This window comes from Streptomyces panacea (assembly GCF_040560175.1).
GTDB classification, from domain to species: domain Bacteria; phylum Actinomycetota; class Actinomycetes; order Streptomycetales; family Streptomycetaceae; genus Streptomyces; species Streptomyces panacea.
Window position 1 is genome coordinate 25,784 of record NZ_JARJHW010000027.1, and the last position, 23,338, is coordinate 49,121.

Consider the following 23,338-nt stretch of genomic DNA (forward strand, 5'->3'; position numbering starts at 1 on the left):
CCGCCACCCTGCGGGCCGATGTGATCACGATCTTCCCCGAGTACCTCGAACCGTTGAACGTGTCCCTCGTCGGCAAGGCACGCGCGCGTGGCCGCCTCGACGTGGACGTGCGCGACCTCCGGGAGTGGACGTACGACCGGCACAACACGGTCGACGACACCCCTTACGGCGGCGGCCCCGGCATGGTGATGAAGACCGGCCCCTGGGGCGAGGCCCTCGACGAGGCCATCGCGGACGGCTACGAGGCGGGCGCGCACCGCCCCGTCCTGGTCGTTCCCACGCCCAGTGGCCGCCCCTTCACCCAGGAACTCGCCGTCGAGCTCTCCGAGCGGCCCTGGCTGGTCTTCGCGCCGGCCCGGTACGAGGGCATCGACCGCCGCGTCGTCGACGAGTACGCGACGCGGATGCCGGTGTACGAGGTGTCCATCGGCGACTACGTCCTGGCCGGCGGCGAGGCCGCCGTCCTGGTCATCATGGAGGCCGTCGCGCGGCTGCTGCCCGGCGTCCTGGGCAACGCGGAGTCCCACCGTGACGACTCCTTCGCCCCCGGAGCGATGGCCGATCTGCTGGAAGGCCCCGTCTACACCAAGCCGCCGGAGTGGCGCGGGCGTGCCATTCCGGACATCCTTCTCAGCGGTCACCACAGCAGGATCGCGCGGTGGCGGCGGGACGAGGCGTTCCGCCGTACGGCGCTCAACAGGCCCGACATGATCGAGCGTTGTGACGCCGCGGCCTTCGACAAGAAGGACCGCGAGACGCTCTCCATCATGGGCTGGGCCCCGGAGCCCGGTGGCCGATTTTGGCGCAGGCCCGAGGCCGTGGAAGAATGAACCGCTGCCGTACGTCCGGTGCGCGCCCCTGCCACAGGGGGAACGACGCCCACCCGACGAGAACGGCGCTCCGAATTTTCCTTTCGACATTCCGTTGATGACCTGTGGCATCAGCGAGGAAGCAGACAATCATGGCTCACCTGCTCGACACCGTCGACGCGGCGTCGCTGCGTACCGACCTCCCCGCCTTCCGTCCCGGCGACACCGTGAACGTCCACGTACGTGTCATCGAAGGCAACCGCTCCCGTATCCAGCAGTTCAAGGGTGTTGTCATCCGCCGGCAGGGCTCGGGCGTCCGTGAGACCTTCACGGTCCGCAAGGTCTCCTTCTCCGTCGGCGTCGAGCGCACCTTCCCGGTGCACAGCCCGATCTTCGAGAAGATCGAGCTCGTGAGCCGTGGTGACGTACGTCGCGCCAAGCTCTACTACCTCCGTGAGCTGCGCGGCAAGGCCGCGAAGATCAAGGAGAAGCGCGACAACTGAGCTGAAGCTCGAACTCGCGCACGGTTGCACCGGACGGCCGGATAAGCTCTGAGCCCGATGGACACCGAACGACAGCACTTGGAGCGCGGCCCCTCTTCCACACCCGCCACAGGGAATGAAGAGGGGTCGCGCTCTGTGCGTATGCCGGGGTTCCCGGGACTTCTACGGGCGCTGTCGTGGCGCAAGGCCGCGGCCCTGGGACTGCTGGGTACGGCCTCTCTCCTGCTGTTCAGCGCCTTTGTCGTGCAGCCCTTCCTGATCCCCAGCGGCTCCATGGAGCCGGGCCTCCAGGTCGGGGACCGGGTGCTGGTCAACAAGTTGGCGTACCGTTTCGGTACCGAGCCGCGGCGCGGTGATGTGGTCGTCTTCGACGGCACCGGGTCCTTCGTCCAGGAGCCGGCGCGGGAGAATCCCCTCACCCGGTTCGCCCACGGGGCGGCGGCGGCCCTCGGTCTCGCCGAGCCCGCCGAGACCGATTTCGTGAAACGCGTGATCGGCGTGGGGGGAGACCGAGTGGTCTGCTGCGACGAGGGGGGCAAGGTCGAGGTGAACGGCCGGGCGGTCGACGAGCGGTACCTGTACTTCGGCGACGCGCCGTCCGACGCGCCCTTCGACATCGTCGTACCCGCCGGCACCCTCTGGGTGATGGGCGACCACCGCAGCAACTCCCGCGACTCACGTGACCACTTGGGCCGACCCGGCGGCGGCACGGTGCCCGTCGACGAGGTCATCGGGCGGGTGGACTGGATCGGCTGGCCACTGGGCCGCTGGGCCTCCCTGGAGCGCTCCGACGCCTTCAGGGACGTAACCGGCCCGGACGGCGCCCATGGGTAACCGCGGACGGCCCGGGGGCCACCGGTCCGACACCCGGCTGCCGACAGGCACCAGACCCACCTCAGGACGCTCCCTGCCGGGGCGCGCGGAGCGGCGCAGGCTCGCCCGCAAGGTGAAACGCCGCCGTCGGCGCTCCGCCATGACGGAGATCCCGCTCCTGATCACCGTGGCGCTGCTGATCGCGCTCGTGCTGAAGACCTTCCTCGTCCAGGCCTTCGTGATCCCCTCCGGCTCCATGGAGCAGACGATCCGGATCGACGACCGGGTGCTCGTGGACAAGCTGACGCCCTGGTTCGGCTCCCGCCCCGAGCGCGGCGACGTCGTCGTGTTCAAGGACCCCGGCGGCTGGCTCCAGGAGGAGACCGAGGTGCCCGCGGACGACCCGATCGTCGTCAAGCAGGTCAAGCAGGTCCTCACCTTCATCGGACTGCTGCCGTCCGCCGACGAGCAGGACCTGATCAAGCGCGTCGTCGCCGTGGGCGGCGACACCGTGAAGTGCTGCGACAAGGACGGGCGCATCGTGGTCAACGGGGTACCGCTGACGGAGCCGTACTTGAATCCCGGCAACCCGCCGTCGACGCTCGACTTCGAGGTGAAGGTGCCGACGGGGCGGATCTTCGTGATGGGCGACCACCGGTCGAACTCGGCCGACTCGCGCTTCCATCTCGACGAGAAGTTCCGCGGCACCGTCTCCGAGGACGAGGTCGTCGGACGGGCCGTCGTCATCGCCTGGCCGCTGGGCCACTGGCGGCGGCTGGAGGAGCCGGAGACGTACGCCTCCGTACCGGACGCGCGCGCCGCACCGACCACGGCGCTCGGCCCGTCGAATAGTGTGTCCTCTCAGGATCCGAACGGAATGATCCTGCTCCCGACCCCTGCGGAACTCCCGCTCGTTATGGGAGTAGTGGGCCTGCTCCGTCTCCGGAGCGGGCGGTTGCACGGAGTGAGGAGTGGATGTGGGGGATTTGGCCGTCGGCGCACGATCCGGACACGGTGAGCCCGAGGACAGGCCCGAGCAGCTCGCCGAGCCTCCCGCCGGTTCTGCCGGTTCCGCCGCGGAGACCCCATCCGCAGGCGCGTCCGCAGAGATGAAGGACCAGACGGTGGAGCGGCTGGACGGTGGGCCCGAGGACGGCGAGTCCGGAGGCGACGGGGCTTCCTACGTAAAGAAGCCGCGTTCGTTCTGGAAGGAGCTGCCGCTGCTGATCGGTATCGCGCTGCTGCTCGCGCTGCTGATCAAGACCTTCCTGGTACAGGCGTTCTCGATCCCCTCGGACTCGATGCAGGACACCCTGCAGCGTGGGGACCGTGTGCTCGTCGACAAGCTCACTCCGTGGTTCGGCGCGGAGCCCGAGCGCGGCGAGGTCGTGGTCTTCCACGACCCGGGCGGCTGGCTCGACAGCACGGAGGCGCCCGAGCCCAACGTGGCGCAGAAGTTCCTCAGCTTCATCGGCCTCATGCCGTCCTCCGAGGAGAAGGACCTCATCAAGAGGGTCATCGCGGTCGGCGGCGACACGGTGGAGTGCCAGAAGGGCGGCAGTGTCCAGGTCAACGGGAAGTCGCTGGACGAGAAGTCGTACATCTTCCCCGGAAACAGCGCCTGTGACGACGAGCCGTTCGGACCTATCACGGTGCCCGACGGGCGGATCTGGGTGATGGGCGATCACCGGCAGAATTCGCTCGACTCCCGCTACCACCAGGAACTGCCGGGTCACGGCACCGTCTCCACGGACGAGGTCGTCGGCCGCGCGATCGTCATCGCCTGGCCGCTCAACCGGCTGTCGACGCTGCCCGTGCCCGACACCTTCGACCAGAAGGGCCTCAACGCGGCCGCTGTGGCGACTGCGGGGGCTCCGGCCGTGCTCGGCGTCGCCGGCGCCCTGCCGCTGGTGTTCTGGCGTAGGCGGAGGCTGACCGGCGGCCGTACCGCCGGGTAGGGTGCCGTCCCAGATCGCCGATCCGGCGATGATCATTCTCCGGGACGGGGGACGGCTGGGATGAGCGGAACAGGACGTACGAACGGCGGCCACGGCCGCCTCGGCAGTGTGCTGTCGGGGCTGGCCGTGGCCGTCGGCTGTGTGCTCTTCCTCGGCGGGTTCGTCTGGGGGGCGGTGGAGTACCAGCCGTACACCGTGCCGACGGATTCGATGGACCCGACGGTGAAGGCCGGCGACCGGGTCCTGGCGCAGCGGATATCGGGCGACCAGGTGCGGCGTGGCGATGTCGTGGTCTTCAAGGACGCGCAGTGGGGCGACATGCCGATGGTGAAACGGGTCGTCGGCGTCGGGGGCGACAAGGTCGCCTGCTGCGACTCCGAGGGGCGTCTGACGGTCAACGGGAAATCGATCGAGGAACCGTACGTCCAGCGGATGCCGGGCGGGCTCGCGTCGACCACGGGCTTCGGGGCGACGGTCCCGAAGGGACAGCTGTTCCTCCTCGGTGACGAACGCAGCGGGTCGCTGGACTCACGGGTCCACCTCCAGGACCAGGGGCAGGGGTCGGTGCCCCGCTCGACGGTGACCGCGCGGATCGACGCGGTGGCGTGGCCGCTGGGCGGTCTGATCGAACGCCCGCGGGGATTCGCGGCGCTTCCCGGCGGGGTGTCGGAGCCGGGGCCCGTGACGCTGGTGGTGGGCTCGGCGGTCCTCGGGGCGCTGCTGATCCTGGGAGGCGCGGCGTACGGGCCGGTCGTACAGCGGCTGAGTCGGCGGCGTACGGGGCCGACGGGGCGGACCGACGGGGAGGTGTCGACCGGTGTCCGGTGACGCGCCGCGGAAGGTCTCACGGGTCGTACTGCTCGACCCGGACGACCGCATTCTGCTCATGCGCGGATACGAGCCGGCCGACCCCGCCCGCGACTGGTGGTTCACGCCCGGCGGCGGCCTGGAGGGCGACGAGACGCGGCAGGAGGCCGCGCTCCGCGAGCTGACCGAGGAGACCGGCATCACAGAGGTGGAGCTCGGGCCGGTTCTCTGGCGGCGTACCTGCTCCTTTCCGTTCGACGGGCGCCGCTGGGACCAGGACGAGTGGTACTTCCTGGCACGTACGGCGCAGACCGAGACGACCCCCGAGGGGCTGACGGAGCTGGAGCGGCGCAGTGTCGCGGAGCTGAGGTGGTGGACCTCCGCCGAACTGTCGACGACGCGTGAGACGGTGTATCCGACCAGGCTCGCCGGGCTGCTGCGCACGCTGCTCGACGAGGGTCCTCCGGGTGCGCCGGTGCTTCTCGCCTCTGAAATCGTCTAGGGGCGCACGGGGCCGGAGCACAATAGGGGGACGTACGGCTGAAGGGGAACATGCCATGAGCGCCGAGGACCTCGAGAAGTACGAGACCGAGATGGAGCTGAAGCTCTACCGGGAGTACCGCGATGTCGTCGGTCTGTTCAAATACGTGATCGAGACCGAACGACGCTTCTATCTCACCAATGACTACGAGATGCAGGTGCACTCGGTGCAGGGCGAGGTCTTCTTCGAGGTCTCGATGGCGGACGCGTGGGTCTGGGACATGTACCGGCCGGCCAGGTTCGTCAAGCAGGTGAGGGTGCTCACGTTCAAGGACGTGAACATCGAGGAGCTGAACAAAAGCGACTTGGAGCTGCCGAGCGGCTGAAGCGGGCGATGCGGCTGATGCGGGTGGGTGGCTGAGCGGCGGCCGGTGCGGTAAGGGCTGGGGTGGTTGAGGCTGTCGTGACTCCTGGGGTGCTGGTGGGTGGCGGAGTTATCCACAACCGGTGAGTTGTCCACCAAGATCCACTCGCTGTGGGCCTTCGCCTCAGAGTCGGTGCCGGAGGTGGTGCCGACATGAACGCGACGGGGGCACTCGGGCGGTACGGCGAAGGGCTGGCCGCGCGACGGCTGGCGGCGGCGGGGATGACCGTGCTGGACCGCAACTGGCGGTGCGGCAGGACGGGCGAGATCGACATCGTCGCCCGCGACGGGGACGTGCTGGTCGTCTGTGAGGTGAAGACCCGCAGGGAAGGCTCCTTCGAGCATCCGATGGCCGCGGTGACGCCGGTGAAGGTCGACCGGCTGAGGCGCCTGGCCGCCTGCTGGCTGGACGCGTGCGGCGGACCACCCCCGGGTGGGGTGCGTATCGACCTGATCGGAGTGGTGCTGCCCAGACGCGGCGCTCCCGTGGTCGAGCACGCGCGAGGGGTGGCCTGATGGGATTCGCGCGTGCGTGCTCGGTGGCGCTGGTGGGCGTCGAGGGCGTGGTGGTGGAGGTCCAGGCGGATCTCGAACCCGGCGTGGCGGCCTTCACGCTGGTCGGGCTGCCCGACAAGAGCCTGTCGGAGAGCCGCGACAGAGTCAGGGCGGCTGTCGTGAACTCCGGCGCGGAATGGCCGCAGAAGAAGCTCACGGTGGGGCTCAGTCCGGCCTCCGTACCCAAGAGCGGATCGGGTTTCGATCTCGCTGTTGCGGTGGCCGTACTGGGAGCGGCCGAGCGTATCGAGGCGCGGGCCATCGCCGACCTGGTGCTGATCGGGGAGCTCGGGCTCGACGGCAGGGTCCGTCCGGTACGAGGCATCCTCCCGGCCGTCCTCGCGGCGGCCGAGGCCGGCTACCGCCAGGTGGTCGTGCCGGAGCAGACAGCGGGCGAGGCGTCGCTGGTTCCGGGGGTGTCCGTGCTCGGCGTACGCAGCCTGCGCCAGCTCATCGCGGTGCTGACCGGCGAACCGGTGCCCGAGGAGCCGACGATCAGTGAGGAGGGCCGCCCCGATCCCATGCTCGCCGGTCTGATGGTCCCCGGCGCCGGGGTGGGGACGGGCCTGGCTCCCGGTTTCGGGCGGCGGGACGCGCACTGCCCGGACCTCGCCGACGTGGCAGGGCAGCGGGGAGCGCGTACGGCCCTGGAGGTTGCCGCGGCGGGAGGACACCATCTGCTCCTGCAGGGCCCGCCCGGAGCGGGCAAGACGATGCTGGCCGAGCGGCTGCCCGCGCTGCTGCCGCCGCTGACGAGGCAGGAGTCCGTGGAGGTCACGGCGGTGCACTCGGTTGCCGGGATCCTGCCGCCGGGCGAACCGCTCGTACGTACGGCGCCCTACTGCGCCCCGCATCACTCGGCGACCATGCAGTCCCTCGTCGGAGGCGGCAACGGGCTGGCGAGACCCGGAGCGGTGTCCCTGGCGCACAAGGGTGTGCTCTTTCTTGACGAGGCGCCTGAATTCTCGGGCAAGGCCCTCGACGCGCTGCGCCAGCCCCTCGAATCGGGGCAGGTGGTCATCGCGCGCAGCGCCGGAGTCGTACGGCTGCCCGCCCGCTTCCTGATGGTTCTCGCCGCCAACCCGTGCCCCTGCGGCCGGCACACCTTGCACGGCGCCGGGTGCGACTGCCCGCCCTCCGCGATCCGTCGCTACCAGTCGCGCCTGTCCGGTCCCCTGCTCGACCGGGTCGATCTCCGGGTGGAGGTCCAGCCGGTGCACCGTGCCGATCTCATGGGCCGGGGCGGCCGGGGTGAGACCACGGCTGTCGTCGCCGAGCGGATCAGGGAGGCCCGGCTGCGGTCGGCGGAGCGGCTGGCGGGGACGCCATGGACGGTCAACAGCGAAGTGCCCGGTCACGAACTGCGTACCCGGTGGCTCACCACCCCCGGGGCACTCGACGCCGCCGAGCGGGACCTCGAACGGGGACTCCTCACGGCTCGCGGCCTGGACCGGGTCCTGCGCGTCGCGTGGACAGTCGCGGACCTCGCCGGACACGACCGTCCCGACGGACGGGACGTGGGCCTGGCGCTGGAGCTGCGCACCGGCATCGCGCGGGGCGCCGGGGCCACGATCGGCGGCGTGTCATGACCACGGGAATCGGGGCCGACGAGCGACTGGCGAGGGCCGCCCTGACACGCGTGATCGAGCCGGGCGACGAGAACGGCGGCCGGTGGCTGCGCAAGTACGGCGCCCGGGGACTGATGCGACTGCTCACCTCCCCCGAGGGGGCCGACGACGAGGCCCTGGGTGAAATCGGTCCGCGCCGCATCCGCGGGCTTCGGGCACGTGCGGCGGCGACCGCCCCCGAGCGTGATCTGTCGGTCGTTGCCGGGATCGGCGGACGGTTCGTCTGTCCCGGCGACCAGGAATGGCCGACTCAGCTCGACGACCTGGGCACGTCACGCCCCATCGGGCTGTGGGTGCGCGGCAGACCCGACCTGAGGCTCTGGGCCCTGCGCTCCGTCGCCATCGTGGGAGCCAGGGCCTGCACGCCGTACGGGGCGCACATGGCGGCGAGCATCGCATCCGGTCTGGCCGAGCGGGGCTGGGTGGTGACGTCGGGCGGGGCGTACGGAATCGACGGAGCCGCCCACCGGGGAGCGCTCGCCTCCGACGGCGCGACCGTCGCGGTCCTGGCCTGCGGCGTCGATGTGGTCTACCCGCCCGGACACGCGGAACTGGTGCGGCGCATCGCCGAACAGGGGCTGGTGGTGGGGGAACTGGCGCCCGGTGATCATCCGACCCGCAGCAGGTTCGTCCTGCGTAACCGCGTGATCGCGGCACTCACCCGGGGAACGGTCGTGGTGGAGGCCGAGTACCGCAGCGGCTCACTGGTCACCGCCCGCAGCGCGCAGCGGCTCGGGCGGTTCACCATGGGGGTGCCGGGTCCGGCGACGAGCGGGCTCTCCGCCGGGGTGCACGAACTGCTACGAGGCGAAGGCGTGCTGGTCACGGACGCGGCCGAAGTGGCCGAGCTGGTGGGGGACATGGGCGACCTCGCGCCCACCAGGCGCGGTCCCGTTCTGGCGAGGGACCTGCTCGATCCCCTCGGCAGACAGATCCTTGACGCGCTGCCCGCCCGAGGCGCCCTCGGCGGGCGGGACATCGCGCGGGAGGCCGCGACGACGGTCGACGAGGCTCTCGGCAAGCTGTACGAACTTCACTCCCTCGGGTTCGTCGAACGGCACGGTGACGGCTGGCAGTTGACGCCGCCGACGACACGCGACGGCGGTGCGCGGCGAGCCGGTCCTTGACCTGGGGCATTCGGGTGAAAAGGTGAGGCGGATGACCATCGCAGTTCTCCCGGCCGCGCGACAGCGGCCGATACGCGGGGTGTCGGCGCCGGATCGCGAATCTCGGCGGCGGCCGACAGCGCCTGTCCGGACAGGCAATAGCCTCTACCTCCTCGCGCACCGCGACCGCGGTGTCACGCTACGCTCACCAGGAATCCGGCCCAGACACACCTCCCCCCACTTCACGGCAGAACGGCTCAAGGCAACGCATGCCCCAGCACACCTCCGGGTCCGACCGTGCGGCGGCGCCCCCCGTGGCGCCCCCCGCGGCCCGCGGCGAAGTGCGACCCTCCGCCCCCTCGGCGCTCGACACCTTGTGGCGGTCGTACAAGACCACGGGTAACGAGCGGCTGCGAGAGCAGTTGATCCTGCACTACTCGCCGCTGGTGAAGTACGTCGCCGGCCGGGTGAGTGTGGGGCTGCCGTCCAACGTCGAGCAGGCGGACTTCGTCTCCTCCGGAGTCTTCGGGCTCATCGACGCGATCGAGAAGTTCGACATCGAGCGGTCGATCAAGTTCGAGACCTACGCCATCACACGCATCCGCGGCGCGATGATCGACGAACTGCGTGCGCTGGACTGGATCCCGCGCTCCGTACGCCAGAAGGCCAGGGCCGTCGAGCGGGCGTACGCGACGCTGGAGGCGCAGCTGCGGCGTACCCCCTCGGAGATTGAGGTGGCTGCCGAGATGGGCATCGCCGTCGAGGAACTGCACGCCGTCTTCAGCCAGTTGTCGCTGGCGAACGTCGTGGCGCTGGAGGAACTGCTGCATGTCGGCGGGGAAGGTGGCGACCGGCTCAGTCTGATGGACACGCTGGAGGACACGGCGGCCGACAACCCCGTCGAGGTCGCCGAGGACCGCGAGCTGCGCCGGCTGCTCGCCCGCGCCATCAACACCCTTCCCGAACGCGAGAAGACCGTGGTCACCCTCTACTACTACGAGGGGCTCACGCTGGCGGAGATCGGCAACGTCCTCGGCGTCACCGAGAGCCGCGTCAGCCAGATCCACACGAAGTCCGTGCTCCAGCTCCGCGCGAAACTCGCCGACGCGGGACGCTGAATCGTCACTGCCCCGCCTGCGCGGGCGGTCTCCGCCGTACAGTGGGCACGTGCCCAGGATTCGAGCGGCCTCCGTGGCCGAGCACCGGACCATGCAGCGCGGCGCCCTGCTGGACGCCGCACGCTCCCTCTTGTCCGAAGGCGGCACGGAGGCGTTGACCTTCCCCGCCCTCGCCGAGCGCACGGGGCTCGCCCGGTCGTCGGTCTACGAGTACTTCCGCTCGCGCGCGGCCGTCGTCGAGGAGCTCTGCGCCGTCGACTTCCCTGTCTGGGCAGCCGAGATCGAGTTCGCCATGGCGGAGGCGACGACCCCTGAGACCAAGGTCGAAGCGTACGTACGCACGCAGTTGAGCCTCGTCGGCGACCGCCGTCACCGCGCGGTGGTCGCGATCTCCGCGAGTGAGCTCGACGCGGGCGCCCGCGAGAAGATCCGAGCGGCCCACGGCGGGCTCATCGCGATGATCGTCGACGCCCTTTCGGAACTGGGCCACGAGGAGCCGAGGCTGGCCGCGATGCTGCTCCAGGGTGTTGTGGACGCCGCTGTGCGGCGGATCGAGTTGGGCGCGGCCGAGGACCCCGTGGTGATCGCCGAGGCGGCGGTGTCCATGGTGCTCCGAGGCGTACGCGGTAACTGACCCCCGTACGACTCCGCTGCCGTACCCACGCCGCAGCCGCGAGCAGGGCCGCGGCATGCAGAACGTCGCCGGCCACGGCGGCGGTTTCCTCCGCCATGATCACCGCATCGTCCGGCGGCAAGGGCGAAGGTGATCCGGTCGGCGCTTGCGTGGTTGCCGGCTCGGGAATCCCGAATACGGGCAGCAGACGGGCCGGGCCGCGGTCGAGCAGGTCGTCGGGCAGCAGGGACAAGGGGTCGAGATAGGTTTCCCCCCGCAGCAGGCCCCAGTGCAGACATCCGCCTGCGCAGTGGAACGGTCCCGGGCCGAGGACGGCGACGACCTGGCCCGCCGTCACTTCGTCACCTTCGGCGACAACCGCCGTCACCGGTTCGTAGGTCGTCCGCAGCGGTGGCTGCCCGGTGCCGGGCAGCGTGATCGAGAGGACGCCGCGGCCCGCCACCATGCCGGTGAAGGACACCCGGCCGGAAGCGGCGGCGCGGACGAGAGTGCCCGGGGCCGCGGCGAGATCCACGCCCCGGTGGCCGGGGCCGTAAGGCGAGGCGGGCGGTTCCCACCCTCGTAGGAGGGTCGGCCGGTGTCCCACCGGCCAGGCCCGGTCGCCACTGACGCCGTCGACACTCTCCTCTGTCTCGACACCGATCCCGGTCCGGGCGCCCGTGGGGGCATCGGCGCCCGTGCCGGCCTCCTCGTTGTCCGCGGCCCGCGCATCGGGCGAGGGGCCGAACAGGAGGGCCGCCACCACACCCGTGAGCGCGGCGACACCGACGGAGACACACAGGGAGATGACCCCCCGCCGACCACGACGGGCGGGTCGGGCGGACGCGTGAATGAGCAAATCGTGGACAGTGATCATGTCGTTCACGCTGCCGCAGTCGGCGGATCCATGTGGATCATGCTCAAATTCTGTGGATAACCGGCCCATTGTGCATAACTCCGTCACCCTCGCACTCCGTCGTCGGGCACTGTGCGGGTCCCGTACACTTCCTGTGGCGATCCGGGTCACCGGATCGACTTCGCACGCCCCGCCGTCGGCCTCTTTCGCCGGCGTCCACGCTTCTCGGTCCCTAGTGGCAAAGCGTTCCGGGGCGTCAGGCGCGACCGCCGTCCGGCGGACGCGACAACCGAGTACCTCAAGGAGTACGGCCATGGCCGTCGTCACGATGCGGGAGCTGCTGGAAAGCGGCGTCCACTTCGGTCACCAGACCCGCCGCTGGAACCCGAAGATGAAGCGTTTCATCTTCACGGAGCGCAACGGCATCTACATCATCGACCTGCTCCAGTCGCTGTCGTACATCGACCGCGCCTACGAGTTCGTCAAGGAGACCGTCGCCCACGGCGGCTCCATCATGTTCGTGGGTACGAAGAAGCAGGCGCAGGAAGCCATCGCCGAGCAGGCGACGCGCGTTGGCATGCCGTATGTCAACCAGCGCTGGCTGGGCGGCATGCTCACCAACTTCTCCACCGTCTACAAGCGCCTTCAGCGTCTCAAGGAGCTTGAGCAGATCGACTTCGAGGACGTGGCCGCCTCCGGCCTCACCAAGAAGGAGCTCCTGGTCCTCTCGCGTGAGAAGGCCAAGCTGGAGAAGACCCTCGGTGGTATCCGCGAAATGCAGAAGGTGCCCAGCGCCGTCTGGATCGTCGACACCAAGAAGGAGCACATCGCCGTCGGTGAGGCGCGCAAGCTCCACATCCCGGTCGTCGCGATCCTCGACACCAACTGCGACCCCGACGAGGTCGACTACAAGATCCCGGGCAACGACGACGCGATCCGCTCCGTCACCCTGCTCACCCGCGTGATCGCCGACGCCGTCGCCGAGGGCCTCATCGCCCGTTCCGGCGCCGCCACCGGTGACTCCAAGCCGGGCGAGAAGGCTGCCGGCGAGCCCCTCGCCGAGTGGGAGCGCGACCTCCTCGAAGGCGACAAGAAGGGCGACGCCGAGAAGCCCGCGGACGACGCCGAGGCGCCTGCCGACGTCCAGAGCTCCGCCGAGACGGAGAAGGTCGCCGACGCGGAGCAGGCCGACGAGGCCGTCGCTCCGGCCGAGGCCCCCGCTGCCGAGGTCGCCGAGGCGCCGGTCGCCGAGGCTCCGGCCGCGGACGCCGACAAGGCCTGACCTCAAAGGTTCGGTTGCTGACGGCGGGGGCCACGGGCCCCCGCCGTCCACCCGTAGATCTTCGACTTCCGAGAGAGATTCACAGACATGGCGAACTACACCGCCGCTGACGTCAAGAAGCTCCGCGAGCTCACCGGCGCCGGCATGATGGACTGCAAGAAGGCCTTGGTCGAGGCCGACGGCGATGTCGACAAGGCCGTCGAGGTACTCCGCGTCAAGGGCCAGAAGGGCGTCGCCAAGCGCGAGAGCCGCAGCGCGGAGAACGGCGCTGTCGTCTCCCTCGTCTCCGACGACAACACCTCCGGTGTTCTGCTGGAGCTCAAGTGCGAGACGGACTTCGTCGCCAAGGGTGACAAGTTCCTGGCCGCCGCCAACGCGCTCGCGGCGCACGTGGCCGCGACCGGCCCCGCCGACATCGACGTGCTGCGCTCCTCCGAGATCGAGCCCGGCAAGACCGTCCAGGCTTTCGTCGACGAGGCCAACGCCAACCTCGGCGAGAAGATCGTCCTGGACCGCTTCGCGCAGTTCCAGGGCGAAGGCAGCTTCGTCGGCACGTACATGCACCGCACCATGCCCGACCTCCCGCCGCAGGTCGGTGTCCTGGTCGAGCTGGACAAGGGCAGCGTCGACGACGCCACTGCCGCCGCGGTCGCCAAGGACGTCGCCCAGCACATCGCCGCGTTCGCGCCGAAGTACCTCACCCGTGAGGACGTTCCGGCCGACGTCGTCGAGAACGAGCGCCGCGTCGCCGAGGCCACTTCTCGCGAGGAGGGCAAGCCCGAGGCCGCGCTGCCCAAGATCGTCGAGGGGCGTGTCAACGGCTTCTTCAAGGAGGTCACCCTCCTCGACCAACCGTTCGCGAAGGACAACAAGAAGTCCGTCAAGAAGGTTCTGGACGAGGCCGGTGTCACGCTGAAGCGCTTCGCGCGCATCCGCGTCGGTGCCTGACCTTCCGGAAACGGTCCCGGGGCAGAGCACCCGGGACAGCGCAGTCGTACGCGATCGACGGTGGACCCCGCTAGGGTCTATTGCAGCCGCCTGCCGAACACGCGCCGGACGGCCGCAGATCTGACGAGGAGGCCATTGCCGCTAGGGACACAGACCCACCGGCAATGGCCTTCTTCGTATGTGCACGAGGAGATCCCCATGAACAAGGGCGCGGACGCCACCCAGTCCACCGACGACAACAGCGACCCCGGCAAGAAGGCCGGGCGCTTCATGCTGAAACTGTCCGGTGAGGCGTTCGCCGGCGGGGGAGCGCTCGGCGTCGACCCCGACGTCGTACACGCCATCGCCCGCGAGATCGCCGCCGTCGTGCGGGACGGGGCGCAGATCGCCATCGTCATCGGCGGAGGCAACTTCTTCCGCGGCGCCGAACTGCAGCAGCGCGGCATGGACCGGGCCCGCTCCGACTACATGGGCATGCTCGGTACGGTCATGAACTGCCTCGCTCTCCAGGATTTCCTGGAGAAGGAAGGCATCGACTCCCGCGTCCAGACCGCCATCACCATGGGGCAGGTCGCCGAGCCGTACATCCCGCTGCGCGCCGTACGGCACCTGGAGAAGGGCCGCGTCGTCATCTTCGGCGCCGGCATGGGGATGCCGTACTTCTCCACCGACACCACCGCCGCCCAGCGCGCCCTGGAGATCGACGCCGAAGCGCTGCTGATGGGCAAGAACGGCGTGGACGGGGTCTACGACTCCGACCCCAAGACCAACCCCGACGCGGTGAAGTTCGACGCGCTGGAGTACAGCGAAGTGATCACCCGCAACCTCAAGGTCGCCGACGCCACGGCGGTCACTCTCTGCCGCGACAACGCGCTGCCGATCCTCGTCTTCGAACTCCTCACGGAGGGCAATATCGCGCGCGCCGTCAAGGGTGAGAAGATCGGCACGCTCGTGAGCGACCAGGGCACCCGGGCCTGAACTCGGGCTGCCCCGCACGGGGATGGACAAAGCCCTGCCGGTCGGACACCGTGCAGGAAGAAGACGCGACGCAGGTTCCGCCGGCCCTGTTAAGCACACCGGGCCCACTCAAGACACGCAGGAGCAAGTGGTGATCGAAGAGACCCTCCTCGAAGCAGAGGAGAAGATGGAGAAGGCCGTCCTGGTCGCCAAGGAGGACTTCGCCGCGATCCGCACCGGTCGTGCGCACCCGGCGATGTTCAACAAGATCGTGGCGGACTACTACGGTGCCCTGACCCCGATCAACCAGCTGGCCTCGTTCTCGGTGCCCGAGCCGCGCATGGCGGTGGTGACCCCGTTCGACAAGAGCGCGCTGCGCAACATCGAGCAGGCCATCCGCGACTCCGACCTCGGAGTGAACCCGAGCAACGACGGAAACATCATCCGAGTGGTGTTCCCCGAGCTCACGCGGGACCGCCGCAAGGAGTACATCAAGGTCGCCAAGACCAAGGCGGAGGACTCCAAGATCTCGATCCGCTCGGTGCGCCGCAAGGCCAAGGAGACAATCGACAAGCTGATCAAGGACGGCGAGGTCGGCGAGGACGAGGGCCGCCGCGCGGAGAAAGAGCTCGACGACACGACGGCGAAGTACGTCGCCCAGGTCGACGAGCTGCTCAAGCACAAGGAAGCCGAGCTGCTCGAGGTCTGATGAACGACTCTTCCTGGGGGGCCCCGCCGACTGCCGGCTACTGGGCACCGCCTGACCAGGGGGCTGCCCCGGCGGGTCCCGCATACGATGAGCTTGACGCACAGCAGACTCGGCCCATGCCCATCGTGCCCGACGTACCCGCGAGCGGCGGGGCCCAGGATGACGACGACCGGGGGGCTGCTCGGCCGGGCGGCCCCCTGTTCCGTGACGAAACGCCGCAGGAGCCCATGTCCGCCCCTCCGCCACCTCCGCCGAAGAAGCGGGCAGGCCGCGATCTCCGTGCGGCCATAGGGGTCGGTGTGGGGCTCGGCGCGGTGATCGTGGCGTCGCTCTTCATCGTGAAGGCCGTCTTCATCGGCGTCATAGTGGTCGCGGTCGTCGTCGGGCTGTGGGAGTTGACCTCCCGGCTCGACGAGAAGAAGGGCATCAAGGCGCCCCTCGTCCCGCTCGCGGTCGGTGGCGCAGCGATGGTCGTCGCCGGGTACGTACGGGGCGCGGAAGGCGCCTGGGTCGCGACGGCCCTCACCGCGCTCGCCGTGCTCGCCTGGCGCATGACGGAGCCACCGGAGGGTTATCTCAAGGACGTGACGGCGGGCGTCTTCGCGACGTTCTACGTGCCCTTCCTGGCGACGTTCGTCGCGATGATGCTCACGGCGGACGACGGCGCGCAGCGTGTGCTCACCTTCCTGGTGCTGACCATCGTCAGCGACACCGGCGCGTACGCGATCGGCTGGCGCTTCGGCAGCCACAAGCTGGCGCCGCGCATCAGCCCCGGCAAGACCCGCGAGGGCCTGTTCGGCGCCGTGGGATTCGCCATGGTGGCCGGCGCGCTGTGCATGCAGTTCCTCATCGACGACGGCACCTGGTGGCAGGGCCTGCTGCTCGGTCTCGCCGTCGCGGCCAGTGCCACACTCGGTGACCTGGGCGAGTCGATGATCAAGCGGGATCTCGGGATCAAGGACATGGGCACGCTGCTGCCCGGTCACGGCGGCATCATGGACCGCCTCGACTCGCTCCTGCCGACCGCCCCGGTGGTGTGGCTGCTGCTGGTGGTGTTCGTCGGCTCGGGCTGAGCCGTATCCGTACCGGTTACCCTGGTAAGGCCCGCCGTCCCGGACGGCGGGCCTTACTGCGCTCCGCTGTCGCGGAGCCCGTCACATGAGGTCTCCTGGCACCGGCAGTGTGCCCATGTCCCTCCCGCAGCCGGCGGGGAACACCGGCCTCGTCGTACCGAGGAGAAAACAGCTCATGGCCCCGCCCAATCCCGGAGAGCTCACGTTCGTCGCGCCCCGTGGCGCCAAGAAGCCGCCGAGGCACCTCGCCGACCTCACGCCGGAGGAGCGTCGCGAGGCCGTGGCGGCACTCGGCGAGAAGGCGTTTCGCGCCAAGCAGTTGTCGCAGCACTACTTCGCGCGGTTCGCGCACGACCCCGCCGAGTGGACGGACATCCCGGCCGCCGCGCGCGAGAAGCTCGCCACGGAGCTGCTGCCCGACCTGATGTCCGTGGTCCGGCACATCTCCTGTGACGACGACACCACTCGTAAGACGCTGTGGCGGCTGCACGACGGCACGCTCGTCGAATCCGTCCTGATGCGCTACCCGGACCGGGTCACCATGTGCATCTCCTCGCAGGCGGGCTGCGGCATGAACTGCCCGTTCTGCGCCACGGGGCAGGCGGGTCTCGACCGGAACCTGTCCACGGCGGAGATCGTGCACCAGATCGTGGACGGTATGCGCGCGCTGCGCGACGGCGAGGTCCCCGGCGGCCCCGCCCGGCTGTCGAACATCGTCTTCATGGGCATGGGCGAACCGCTCGCCAACTACCGCCGCGTCGTCGGGTCGATCCGTCGGCTGACCGACCCGGAGCCGGACGGTCTCGGCCTCTCTCAGCGCGGCATCACCGTCTCGACGGTGGGTCTGGTGCCCGCGATGCTGCGATTCGCCGACGAGGGCTTCAAGTGCCGCCTCGCTGTCTCGCTTCACGCGCCCGACGACGAACTGCGTGACACCCTCGTGCCGGTCAACACCCGTTGGAAGGTGCGGGAGGTGCTGGACGCCGCCTGGGAGTACGCAGAGAAGTCGGGGCGTCGGATCTCCATTGAGTACGCCATGATCCGTGACATCAACGACCAGGCGTGGCGGGGCGATCTGCTGGGGCGGCTCCTCAAGGGCAAGCGGGTGCACGTCAATCTGATCCCGCTCAACCCCACGCCCGGCTCCAAGTGGACGGCTTCCCGCCCCGAGGACGAGAAGGCATTCGTCGAGGCCATCGCGTCCCACGGGGTGCCCGTGACGGTGCGCGACACCCGCGGTCAGGAGATCGACGGGGCGTGCGGTCAGCTGGCGGCGACGGAGCGCTGAGCGCGGCGAAGGGCCCCGCCGGGGCCCATGTACGCTGAGCTTCGAACGAATTACATATTCCGACAGGGGAGCGCCACAGCGCTGAGAGTGCGGCAGAGGTTCGATGAGAGCCTCACGGTCGCAGACCCTCTGAACCTTGCCCAGGTCATTCTGGGTAGGAAGTTCGGTCATCACTCAAGCTGTTGCGCCCTGCCCTGCTCCGGTCCGCCGGCGCGGGGCAGGGCCGCGTCTTCTCCTGGACATCCCAGGAGGAATTCAGTGCGTACCACGAAGAAGATGGCGGCCGGCGCCGTCGCCGCCGCGCTGGGAGTCTCGACACTCGCCGCGTGCGGCGGCGGGTCCGAGGACTCCACGGCGTCGGACGGTGCGAAGTCCAAGAGCGTGACGCTCGTCGCCCACGACTCGTTCGCCGCCTCGGACTCCGTACTGAAGGAGTTCACCGAGCGGACGGGCTACACCGTCAAGGTACTCAAGAGCGGCGAGGCCGGCGCGGCACTCAACAAGGAGATCCTCACCAAGGGTTCGCCGCAGGGCGATGTCTTCTTCGGTGTCGACAACACCCTGCTCTCCCGTGCTCTCGACAACGGCCTGTTCACTCCCTACCGGGCGAAGGGCCTCGACCAGGTCCGCGCCGACGTACGGCTCGACGACGCCAAGCACCGTGTCACCCCCGTCGACACCGGCGATATCTGTGTCAATTACGACAAGAAGTACTTCACCGACAAGAAGCTGGCCCCGCCGGAGTCCTTCGCCGACCTGACGAAGCCCGCCTACAAGGACCTTCTCGTCGTCGAGAACGCCGAGCAGTCCTCGCCGGGGCTCGGCTTCCTCCTCGGCACCGTCGCCGCGTACGGGGACGACGGGTGGCAGGACTACTGGAAGAAGCTCAAGGCCAACGGCGTCCAGGTCGTCGACAGCTGGGAACAGGCCTACAACGAGGACTTCTCCGGCTCGGCGGGCGGCAAGAAGGCGAAGGCGGAGCGTCCGCTCGTCGTCTCGTACGCGTCGAGCCCGCCCGTCGAGGTCCTGTATGCCGACCCGCAGCCCAAGGAAGCGCCGACCGGCGTCGCCGCGGGCACCTGCTTCCGTCAGGTCGAGTTCGCCGGCCTGCTCCAGGGGGCCAAGAACGAGGCGGGCGGCAAGGCCCTGCTGGACTTCCTGGTGAGCAAGACCTTCCAGGAGGACATGCCGCTCAACATGTTCGTGAATCCGGTGGTCGACGGTGCGAAGCTGCCCGCGCTCTTCACCGAACACGGCGCCGTCGTCGACAACCCGGAGACCGTGGCCCCGGAGAAGATAGCCAAGAACCGTGACGAGTGGATCCAGTCGTGGTCCTCACTCGTCGTCAAGTAGACGCGGAGGCCGCTCGGAAGGGCGAGAGGTCCACGCGTAAGGCCGCCTCCACCCGCCCCGTCGTGCGACGACGGGGCGGGGACGCGGGACGTGTGGCGCGCGTCGCACGGCGTCGGGGGAGCGCTGTAAGGCTCTGCCTCATGGCGGTGCCCGTCGCCTTCTTCGCGGTCTTCTTCGCCTATCCCGTTGCCGCCATCGTCGGCCGTGGCCTGAAGGCGGACGGCTCCTGGCACTGGGGCAGGTTCGGCGACGTGCTGAGTCGGCCCGACATCGGGCAGGTCCTCTGGTTCACGACGTGGCAGGCCGCGGTCTCCACCGCCCTCACCCTGCTGCTCGCGCTCCCTGGTGCCTACGTCTTCGCACGCTTCGAGTTCCCCGGCAAACAGCTGCTGCGCGCCGTCGTGACCGTGCCGTTCGTCCTGCCGACCGTCGTCGTCGGCACGGCGTTCCTCGCGCTGCTGGGGCGCGGCGGGCTGCTCGACGAACTCTGGGGCGTGCGGGCGGACACGACGGTATGGGCGATCCTCCTCGCGCATGTCTTCTTCAACTACGCGGTGGTTGTCCGCACCGTCGGCGGCCTCTGGGCCCGGCTCGACCCAGGTCAGGAGGAGGCCGCACGGGTCCTCGGCGCAGGGCGGCTCGCGGCGTGGTGGCGGGTCACGCTGCCCGCGCTCGGCCCCGCCGTCGCCGCCGCGGCGCTGATGGTCTTTCTCTTCACCTTCACTTCTTTCGGCATCGTCCAGATTCTGGGCGGGCCGGCCTACTCCACGCTGGAGGTGGAGATCTATCGGCAGACCGCGCAGCTACTTGATCTGCCCACCGCCGCCGTTCTGACGATGGTCCAGTTCGCCGCGGTCGGCTCTGTCTTGGCGCTCCACGCCTGGACCGTACGGAGGCGGGAGACCGCCCTGAAACTGGTCGACCCCGCGCAGACGGCGCACAGACCGCGCGGAGCCGGCCAATGGGCGCTGCTCGCCGGCGTGCTCGGCACCGTCCTCCTGCTGATTCTGCTGCCCCTCGGCGTGCTGATCGAGCGGTCGCTCGACGGCCCCACCGGGTACGGCTTCGGCTACTACCGGGCGCTCCGCTCGGTGGAGGCGAGCGGCGGCACGTTCCTCGTACCGCCGCTGGAATCCGTTTGGAACTCTCTGCGCTACGCCCTGATGGCGACGGTCATCGCCCTGGTCGTGGGCGGGCTGGCGGCCGCCGCGCTCACTCGTAGGGCGGGGCGCCTCGTACGGGGCTTCGACGCGCTGCTGATGCTTCCGCTGGGTGTCTCCGCGGTGACCGTCGGCTTCGGGTTCCTGATCACGCTGGACAAGCCGCCTCTGGACCTGAGGGCCTCCTGGATCCTGGTGCCGCTCGCCCAGGCGTTGGTAGGGGTCCCCTTCGTCTTACGGATCATGCTTCCCGTGCTGCGCGCCGTGGACGGGCGGCTGCGCGAGGCCGCCGCCGTTCTCGGCGCGTCGCCGTTGCGTGTGTGGCGGGAGGTGGATCTGCCGATGGTGCGGCGAGCGGTGCTGGTGTCGGCGGGATTCGCCTTCGCCGTCTCGCTCGGCGAGTTCGGTGCCACGGTCTTCATCGCGCGACCGGACCGGCCGACGCTGCCGGTCGCCGTCGCGCGGCTCCTGGGGCGGCCCGGTGATCTCAACTATGGGCAGGCGATGGCGCTGAGCACGGTGCTGATGGTGGTGTGCGCCGTATCGCTGCTGGTGCTCGAACGTATCCGTACCGACCGTTCCGGAGAGTTCTGATGGCCCTGTTCACCCTTGAGGACGTGACCGTACGGTTCGGGCGGCGTACGGCGCTCGACGCGGTGGATCTGGAGATGGCCGCGCACGAGATCGTGTGCGTGCTGGGACCGAGCGGCAGTGGCAAGTCCACCTTGCTGCGTGTCGTCGCCGGCCTCCAGCGGCCGGACGCCGGCCGGGTGTTGCTGGAAGGCACCGACCAGGCGGGCGTACCGGTGCACCGGCGCGGTGTCGGACTGATGTTCCAGGATCACCAGCTCTTTCCGCAGCGTGACGTCGGTGGCAACGTCGCCTTCGGGCTGCGCATGCGCGGCGAGCCGCGCGCCCAACAGCGGCGACGTGTCGCCGAGTTGCTCGACCTCGTCGGCCTGCCGGGCGCCGAGCGCCGCGCCGTCGCCGGGCTGTCCGGCGGCGAGCAGCAGCGCGTGGCGCTGGCACGGGCGCTCGCCCCTCGGCCCCGGCTGCTCATGCTCGACGAACCGCTCGGCCAACTCGACCGGAGCCTGCGCGAGCGCCTCGTCGCGGAACTGCGCGGCGTGTTCGCGCAGTTGGGCGCGACGGTGCTGGCTGTCACGCACGATCAGGGCGAGGCCTTCGCGCTCGCCGACCGGGTCGTGGTGATGCGCGACGGACGCGTCGTCCAGACCGGCACACCGGTGGAACTCTGGCAGCGCCCGGCCTCGGCGTTCGTGGCGCGCTTTCTGGGCTTCGACAACGTCGTGCCGGCCAGGGTGCACGGCGACATCGCCGATACGCCCTGGGGGAAGATCCCGGTACCCGTCGACTCGCCCCAGGGCCGCCGCACGCTGCTGGTACGTCCTGCGGGCGTACGGCTCGGCCCATCCGAGGACGGGCTCCGCTGCATCGTCGGGGCGCGCACCTTCCGCGGCAGTCACGTCGCCGTCCAGTTGCGCCCCACGGACGGGCCGGAGGTGGAGGCGCAGTGCGGCCTCCGCGACATGCCCGACGAGGGAGCGACGGTCGGCGTCTCCTTTGCCCCCGAGGACGTGCTGGTCCTGGACGAGAGAGAGCCGGACCCTGCCGAGCCCGAAGAGGGCGCAGCCCCGACAGGCGACAACGGGGCGGGCTGACGAGGCACCGCCGGTACCTGCGCCAGGTCGGTCAGCCCGACAGCCGGGCCAGGGCCTCGGGAGCCTCGGTCACCGAGTCGACGAGCGCGATGCGCGATTCCATCGAGCGTTCCCGAGCCAACGACGTGAGCAGCGGCCAGGCAGGCAGCCGCTCTGTCCAGTGCGCCCGGTCGACCAGGACCATGGGCGTCGGTTCGCCGCGTGACTCGTAGTAGTTCGGCGTCGCGTTGTCGAAGACCTCCTGGACGGTGCCCGCGGCGCCGGGCAGGAAGATGACGCCCGCGTTGCAGCGGGCGAGCAGGCCGTCCTCGCGCGTCGCGTTGGCGAAGTACTTCGCGATGTGGCCGGCGAAGGCGTTCGGCGGTTCGTGGCCGTAGAACCAGGTGGGGATGCCCACGGAGCCGTCGCCCCCGGGCCATCGGCCCCGTATCTCGAAAGCGGCCCGTGCCCAGTCGGAGATCGACGGGCTGAACGACGGTGTCTTGGCGAGGATTTCGAGGGCCTCGTCCAGCATCTCGTCGGGATGCGGGGCGGCGTACGCGCCGAGGTTGGCGGCCTCCATGGCGCCGGGGCCGCCGCCGGTCGCGACCGTGAGTCCCGTACGGGCCAGGTCGCGGCCGAGACGCGCCGCCCCCGCGTACGCGTCGGTGCCTCGTGCCATGGCGTGGCCGCCCATCACGCCGACGACCCGTGCGCCGGCGAGGAGTTCGTCCAGAGCGTCCGAGATCGCATCGTCGTGGACCGAGCGCAGCATCGAGGCGAGTATGTCGCCGTCGGCCTTGGTCCGCTGGAACCACTCGTAGGCGAGCGCGTCCGGCGTCGCCTCGTACCCACCCGCGCCCAGCCCTTCGAAGAGCTGCTCGGGCGAGTAGAGCAGACCCCGGTACGGGTCGAAGGGGAGGTGCGGGACGGGAGGGAAGACCAGGGCCCCGTCCGCCCGTATCTTCGCCGCGGCGTCCGGTGCCATCGGGCAGCCGAGGAAGACGGTTTCGGAGGTGTCGGTGGACAGAAGGGCGAGCGTACGGTCCGTCAGGTCGACCGACTGGACGCGGAAGCCGCTGAGCGTCCCGCCCAGGATCACCTGGTCGAACTCGTCGAGGGTTTCGATCTCGCGGTCCAGGCCGTCCGCCCGGTGCTCCCACGGCCCCTGGGGGCCTTGCGCCGCTGCCTGTTGTGCTTCATGTCCGTCGTGTCCCTCGCCGTACGCCATGCGGAC

General features: G+C 69.8%; 23 protein-coding genes and 1 pseudogene. 22 read left to right on the forward strand and 2 right to left on the reverse strand.

Annotated elements, in window-relative coordinates:
- The first annotated feature begins 8 nt into the window (after positions 1-8).
- The 13 genes from trmD (at position 9) to P3L51_RS09815 (ending at position 10,835) form a co-directional block, all read left to right on the forward strand.
- A complete protein-coding gene (trmD, locus tag P3L51_RS09755; protein ID WP_354604734.1) occupies positions 9-830 on the forward strand; it encodes a tRNA (guanosine(37)-N1)-methyltransferase TrmD in 822 nt (273 codons plus the stop codon).
- Between the two features lie 131 nt (positions 831-961).
- Positions 962-1,312, forward strand: coding sequence for a 50S ribosomal protein L19 (gene rplS / locus P3L51_RS09760; protein WP_354604711.1), 351 nt, complete (start codon positions 962-964; stop codon positions 1,310-1,312).
- Between the two features lie 57 nt (positions 1,313-1,369).
- Complete coding sequence (gene lepB, locus P3L51_RS09765) at positions 1,370-2,146, forward strand: signal peptidase I (protein ID WP_354604712.1); 777 nt, start codon at positions 1,370-1,372, stop codon at positions 2,144-2,146.
- The gene (gene lepB / locus P3L51_RS09770; protein WP_354604713.1) at positions 2,139-3,143 is read left to right on the forward strand and encodes a signal peptidase I; all 1,005 of its coding nucleotides are present in this window, start codon (positions 2,139-2,141) and stop codon (positions 3,141-3,143) included. Before lepB (P3L51_RS09765) ends, lepB (P3L51_RS09770) begins: the two co-directional genes overlap by 8 nt.
- On the forward strand, positions 3,112-4,083 hold the full coding sequence (gene lepB / locus P3L51_RS09775) for a signal peptidase I (protein WP_354604735.1): 972 nt from the start codon (positions 3,112-3,114) through the stop codon (positions 4,081-4,083). The genes lepB (P3L51_RS09770) and lepB (P3L51_RS09775) overlap by 32 nt, the downstream gene beginning before the upstream one ends.
- A 60-nt stretch (positions 4,084-4,143) precedes the next feature.
- On the forward strand, positions 4,144-4,911 hold the full coding sequence (lepB, locus tag P3L51_RS09780; RefSeq protein WP_354604714.1) for a signal peptidase I: 768 nt from the start codon (positions 4,144-4,146) through the stop codon (positions 4,909-4,911).
- A complete protein-coding gene (locus P3L51_RS09785; RefSeq protein ID WP_354604715.1) occupies positions 4,901-5,392 on the forward strand; it encodes an NUDIX hydrolase in 492 nt (163 codons plus the stop codon). The genes lepB (P3L51_RS09780) and P3L51_RS09785 overlap by 11 nt, the downstream gene beginning before the upstream one ends.
- A gap of 55 nt (positions 5,393-5,447) precedes the next feature.
- Complete coding sequence (locus P3L51_RS09790) at positions 5,448-5,756, forward strand: DUF2469 domain-containing protein (protein ID WP_003993268.1); 309 nt, start codon at positions 5,448-5,450, stop codon at positions 5,754-5,756.
- A 191-nt stretch (positions 5,757-5,947) separates the two neighbouring features.
- Entirely contained in the window at positions 5,948-6,310 is a 363-nt protein-coding gene (locus P3L51_RS09795) for a YraN family protein (protein WP_354604716.1), read from the forward strand.
- Positions 6,310-7,938, forward strand: coding sequence for a YifB family Mg chelatase-like AAA ATPase (locus P3L51_RS09800; RefSeq protein WP_354604717.1), 1,629 nt, complete (start codon positions 6,310-6,312; stop codon positions 7,936-7,938). Before P3L51_RS09795 ends, P3L51_RS09800 begins: the two co-directional genes overlap by 1 nt.
- Complete coding sequence (dprA, locus tag P3L51_RS09805; RefSeq protein ID WP_354604718.1) at positions 7,935-9,104, forward strand: DNA-processing protein DprA; 1,170 nt, start codon at positions 7,935-7,937, stop codon at positions 9,102-9,104. The genes P3L51_RS09800 and dprA overlap by 4 nt, the downstream gene beginning before the upstream one ends.
- A gap of 248 nt (positions 9,105-9,352) precedes the next feature.
- Positions 9,353-10,201 (forward strand): RNA polymerase sigma factor WhiG, encoded by an 849-nt coding sequence (gene whiG / locus P3L51_RS09810; protein ID WP_354604719.1) that lies wholly within the window; start codon positions 9,353-9,355, stop codon positions 10,199-10,201.
- A 73-nt stretch (positions 10,202-10,274) separates the two neighbouring features.
- The gene (locus tag P3L51_RS09815) at positions 10,275-10,835 is read left to right on the forward strand and encodes a TetR/AcrR family transcriptional regulator (protein WP_354604736.1); all 561 of its coding nucleotides are present in this window, start codon (positions 10,275-10,277) and stop codon (positions 10,833-10,835) included.
- 292 nt (positions 10,836-11,127) lie between these two features.
- On the opposite strand, the pseudogene P3L51_RS09820 reads toward P3L51_RS09815, so the two are convergent.
- Positions 11,128-11,985: pseudogene (locus P3L51_RS09820) on the reverse strand (peptidoglycan DD-metalloendopeptidase family protein); the annotation flags it as partial.
- On the opposite strand from P3L51_RS09820, the gene rpsB reads away from it, so the two are divergent.
- From rpsB to P3L51_RS09865, 9 genes are all read left to right on the forward strand, one after another.
- Positions 11,984-12,952, forward strand: a complete 969-nt coding sequence (gene rpsB / locus P3L51_RS09825; RefSeq protein ID WP_354604720.1) for a 30S ribosomal protein S2 — start codon at positions 11,984-11,986, stop codon at positions 12,950-12,952. The pseudogene P3L51_RS09820 and the gene rpsB overlap by 2 nt on opposite strands.
- 87 nt (positions 12,953-13,039) lie before the next feature.
- Entirely contained in the window at positions 13,040-13,900 is an 861-nt protein-coding gene (gene tsf, locus P3L51_RS09830) for a translation elongation factor Ts (RefSeq protein WP_354604721.1), read from the forward strand.
- Between the two features lie 198 nt (positions 13,901-14,098).
- Complete coding sequence (pyrH, locus tag P3L51_RS09835) at positions 14,099-14,878, forward strand: UMP kinase (RefSeq protein WP_354604722.1); 780 nt, start codon at positions 14,099-14,101, stop codon at positions 14,876-14,878.
- A 130-nt stretch (positions 14,879-15,008) separates the two neighbouring features.
- Complete coding sequence (gene frr, locus P3L51_RS09840) at positions 15,009-15,566, forward strand: ribosome recycling factor (RefSeq protein ID WP_354604723.1); 558 nt, start codon at positions 15,009-15,011, stop codon at positions 15,564-15,566.
- Positions 15,566-16,639, forward strand: a complete 1,074-nt coding sequence (locus P3L51_RS09845; RefSeq protein WP_354604724.1) for a phosphatidate cytidylyltransferase — start codon at positions 15,566-15,568, stop codon at positions 16,637-16,639. The genes frr and P3L51_RS09845 overlap by 1 nt, the downstream gene beginning before the upstream one ends.
- 175 nt (positions 16,640-16,814) lie before the next feature.
- On the forward strand, positions 16,815-17,927 hold the full coding sequence (gene rlmN / locus P3L51_RS09850; protein ID WP_354604725.1) for a dual-specificity RNA methyltransferase RlmN: 1,113 nt from the start codon (positions 16,815-16,817) through the stop codon (positions 17,925-17,927).
- Positions 17,928-18,185: 258 nt separating this feature from the next.
- Positions 18,186-19,280 carry a thiamine ABC transporter substrate-binding protein gene (locus tag P3L51_RS09855; RefSeq protein ID WP_354604726.1) on the forward strand — a complete coding sequence of 365 codons (1,095 nt, stop codon included), beginning with the start codon at positions 18,186-18,188 and terminating at the stop codon, positions 19,278-19,280.
- Between the two features lie 140 nt (positions 19,281-19,420).
- Entirely contained in the window at positions 19,421-21,034 is a 1,614-nt protein-coding gene (locus tag P3L51_RS09860; protein WP_354604727.1) for an ABC transporter permease, read from the forward strand.
- Positions 21,034-22,122, forward strand: coding sequence for an ABC transporter ATP-binding protein (locus P3L51_RS09865; RefSeq protein WP_354604728.1), 1,089 nt, complete (start codon positions 21,034-21,036; stop codon positions 22,120-22,122). The genes P3L51_RS09860 and P3L51_RS09865 overlap by 1 nt, the downstream gene beginning before the upstream one ends.
- Positions 22,123-22,153: 31 nt before the next feature.
- Here P3L51_RS09865 and P3L51_RS09870 read toward each other — a convergent pair whose 3' ends face one another.
- Positions 22,154-23,332 carry an LOG family protein gene (locus P3L51_RS09870; RefSeq protein WP_354604729.1) on the reverse strand — a complete coding sequence of 393 codons (1,179 nt, stop codon included), beginning with the start codon at positions 23,330-23,332 and terminating at the stop codon, positions 22,154-22,156.
- Between the last annotated feature and the right edge of the window lie 6 nt (positions 23,333-23,338).

What these genes read in the sequence shown, in the direction of transcription:
- rplS (WP_354604711.1), top strand. Translation starts at nt 962, where the DNA reads ATGGCTCACCTGCTCGACACCGTCGACGCGGCGTCGCTGCGTACCGAC.
- lepB (WP_354604712.1), top strand. Translation starts at nt 1,370, where the DNA reads ATGGACACCGAACGACAGCACTTGGAGCGCGGCCCCTCTTCCACACCC.
- lepB (WP_354604713.1), top strand. Translation starts at nt 2,139, where the DNA reads ATGGGTAACCGCGGACGGCCCGGGGGCCACCGGTCCGACACCCGGCTG.
- lepB (WP_354604714.1), top strand. Translation starts at nt 4,144, where the DNA reads ATGAGCGGAACAGGACGTACGAACGGCGGCCACGGCCGCCTCGGCAGT.
- P3L51_RS09790 (WP_003993268.1), top strand. Translation starts at nt 5,448, where the DNA reads ATGAGCGCCGAGGACCTCGAGAAGTACGAGACCGAGATGGAGCTGAAG.
- P3L51_RS09795 (WP_354604716.1), top strand. Translation starts at nt 5,948, where the DNA reads ATGAACGCGACGGGGGCACTCGGGCGGTACGGCGAAGGGCTGGCCGCG.
- P3L51_RS09800 (WP_354604717.1), top strand. Translation starts at nt 6,310, where the DNA reads ATGGGATTCGCGCGTGCGTGCTCGGTGGCGCTGGTGGGCGTCGAGGGC.
- dprA (WP_354604718.1), top strand. Translation starts at nt 7,935, where the DNA reads ATGACCACGGGAATCGGGGCCGACGAGCGACTGGCGAGGGCCGCCCTG.
- whiG (WP_354604719.1), top strand. Translation starts at nt 9,353, where the DNA reads ATGCCCCAGCACACCTCCGGGTCCGACCGTGCGGCGGCGCCCCCCGTG.
- rpsB (WP_354604720.1), top strand. Translation starts at nt 11,984, where the DNA reads ATGGCCGTCGTCACGATGCGGGAGCTGCTGGAAAGCGGCGTCCACTTC.
- tsf (WP_354604721.1), top strand. Translation starts at nt 13,040, where the DNA reads ATGGCGAACTACACCGCCGCTGACGTCAAGAAGCTCCGCGAGCTCACC.
- pyrH (WP_354604722.1), top strand. Translation starts at nt 14,099, where the DNA reads ATGAACAAGGGCGCGGACGCCACCCAGTCCACCGACGACAACAGCGAC.
- P3L51_RS09845 (WP_354604724.1), top strand. Translation starts at nt 15,566, where the DNA reads ATGAACGACTCTTCCTGGGGGGCCCCGCCGACTGCCGGCTACTGGGCA.
- rlmN (WP_354604725.1), top strand. Translation starts at nt 16,815, where the DNA reads ATGGCCCCGCCCAATCCCGGAGAGCTCACGTTCGTCGCGCCCCGTGGC.
- P3L51_RS09860 (WP_354604727.1), top strand. Translation starts at nt 19,421, where the DNA reads ATGGCGGTGCCCGTCGCCTTCTTCGCGGTCTTCTTCGCCTATCCCGTT.
- P3L51_RS09865 (WP_354604728.1), top strand. Translation starts at nt 21,034, where the DNA reads ATGGCCCTGTTCACCCTTGAGGACGTGACCGTACGGTTCGGGCGGCGT.
- P3L51_RS09870 (WP_354604729.1), bottom strand. Translation starts at nt 23,332, where the DNA reads ATGGCGTACGGCGAGGGACACGACGGACATGAAGCACAACAGGCAGCG.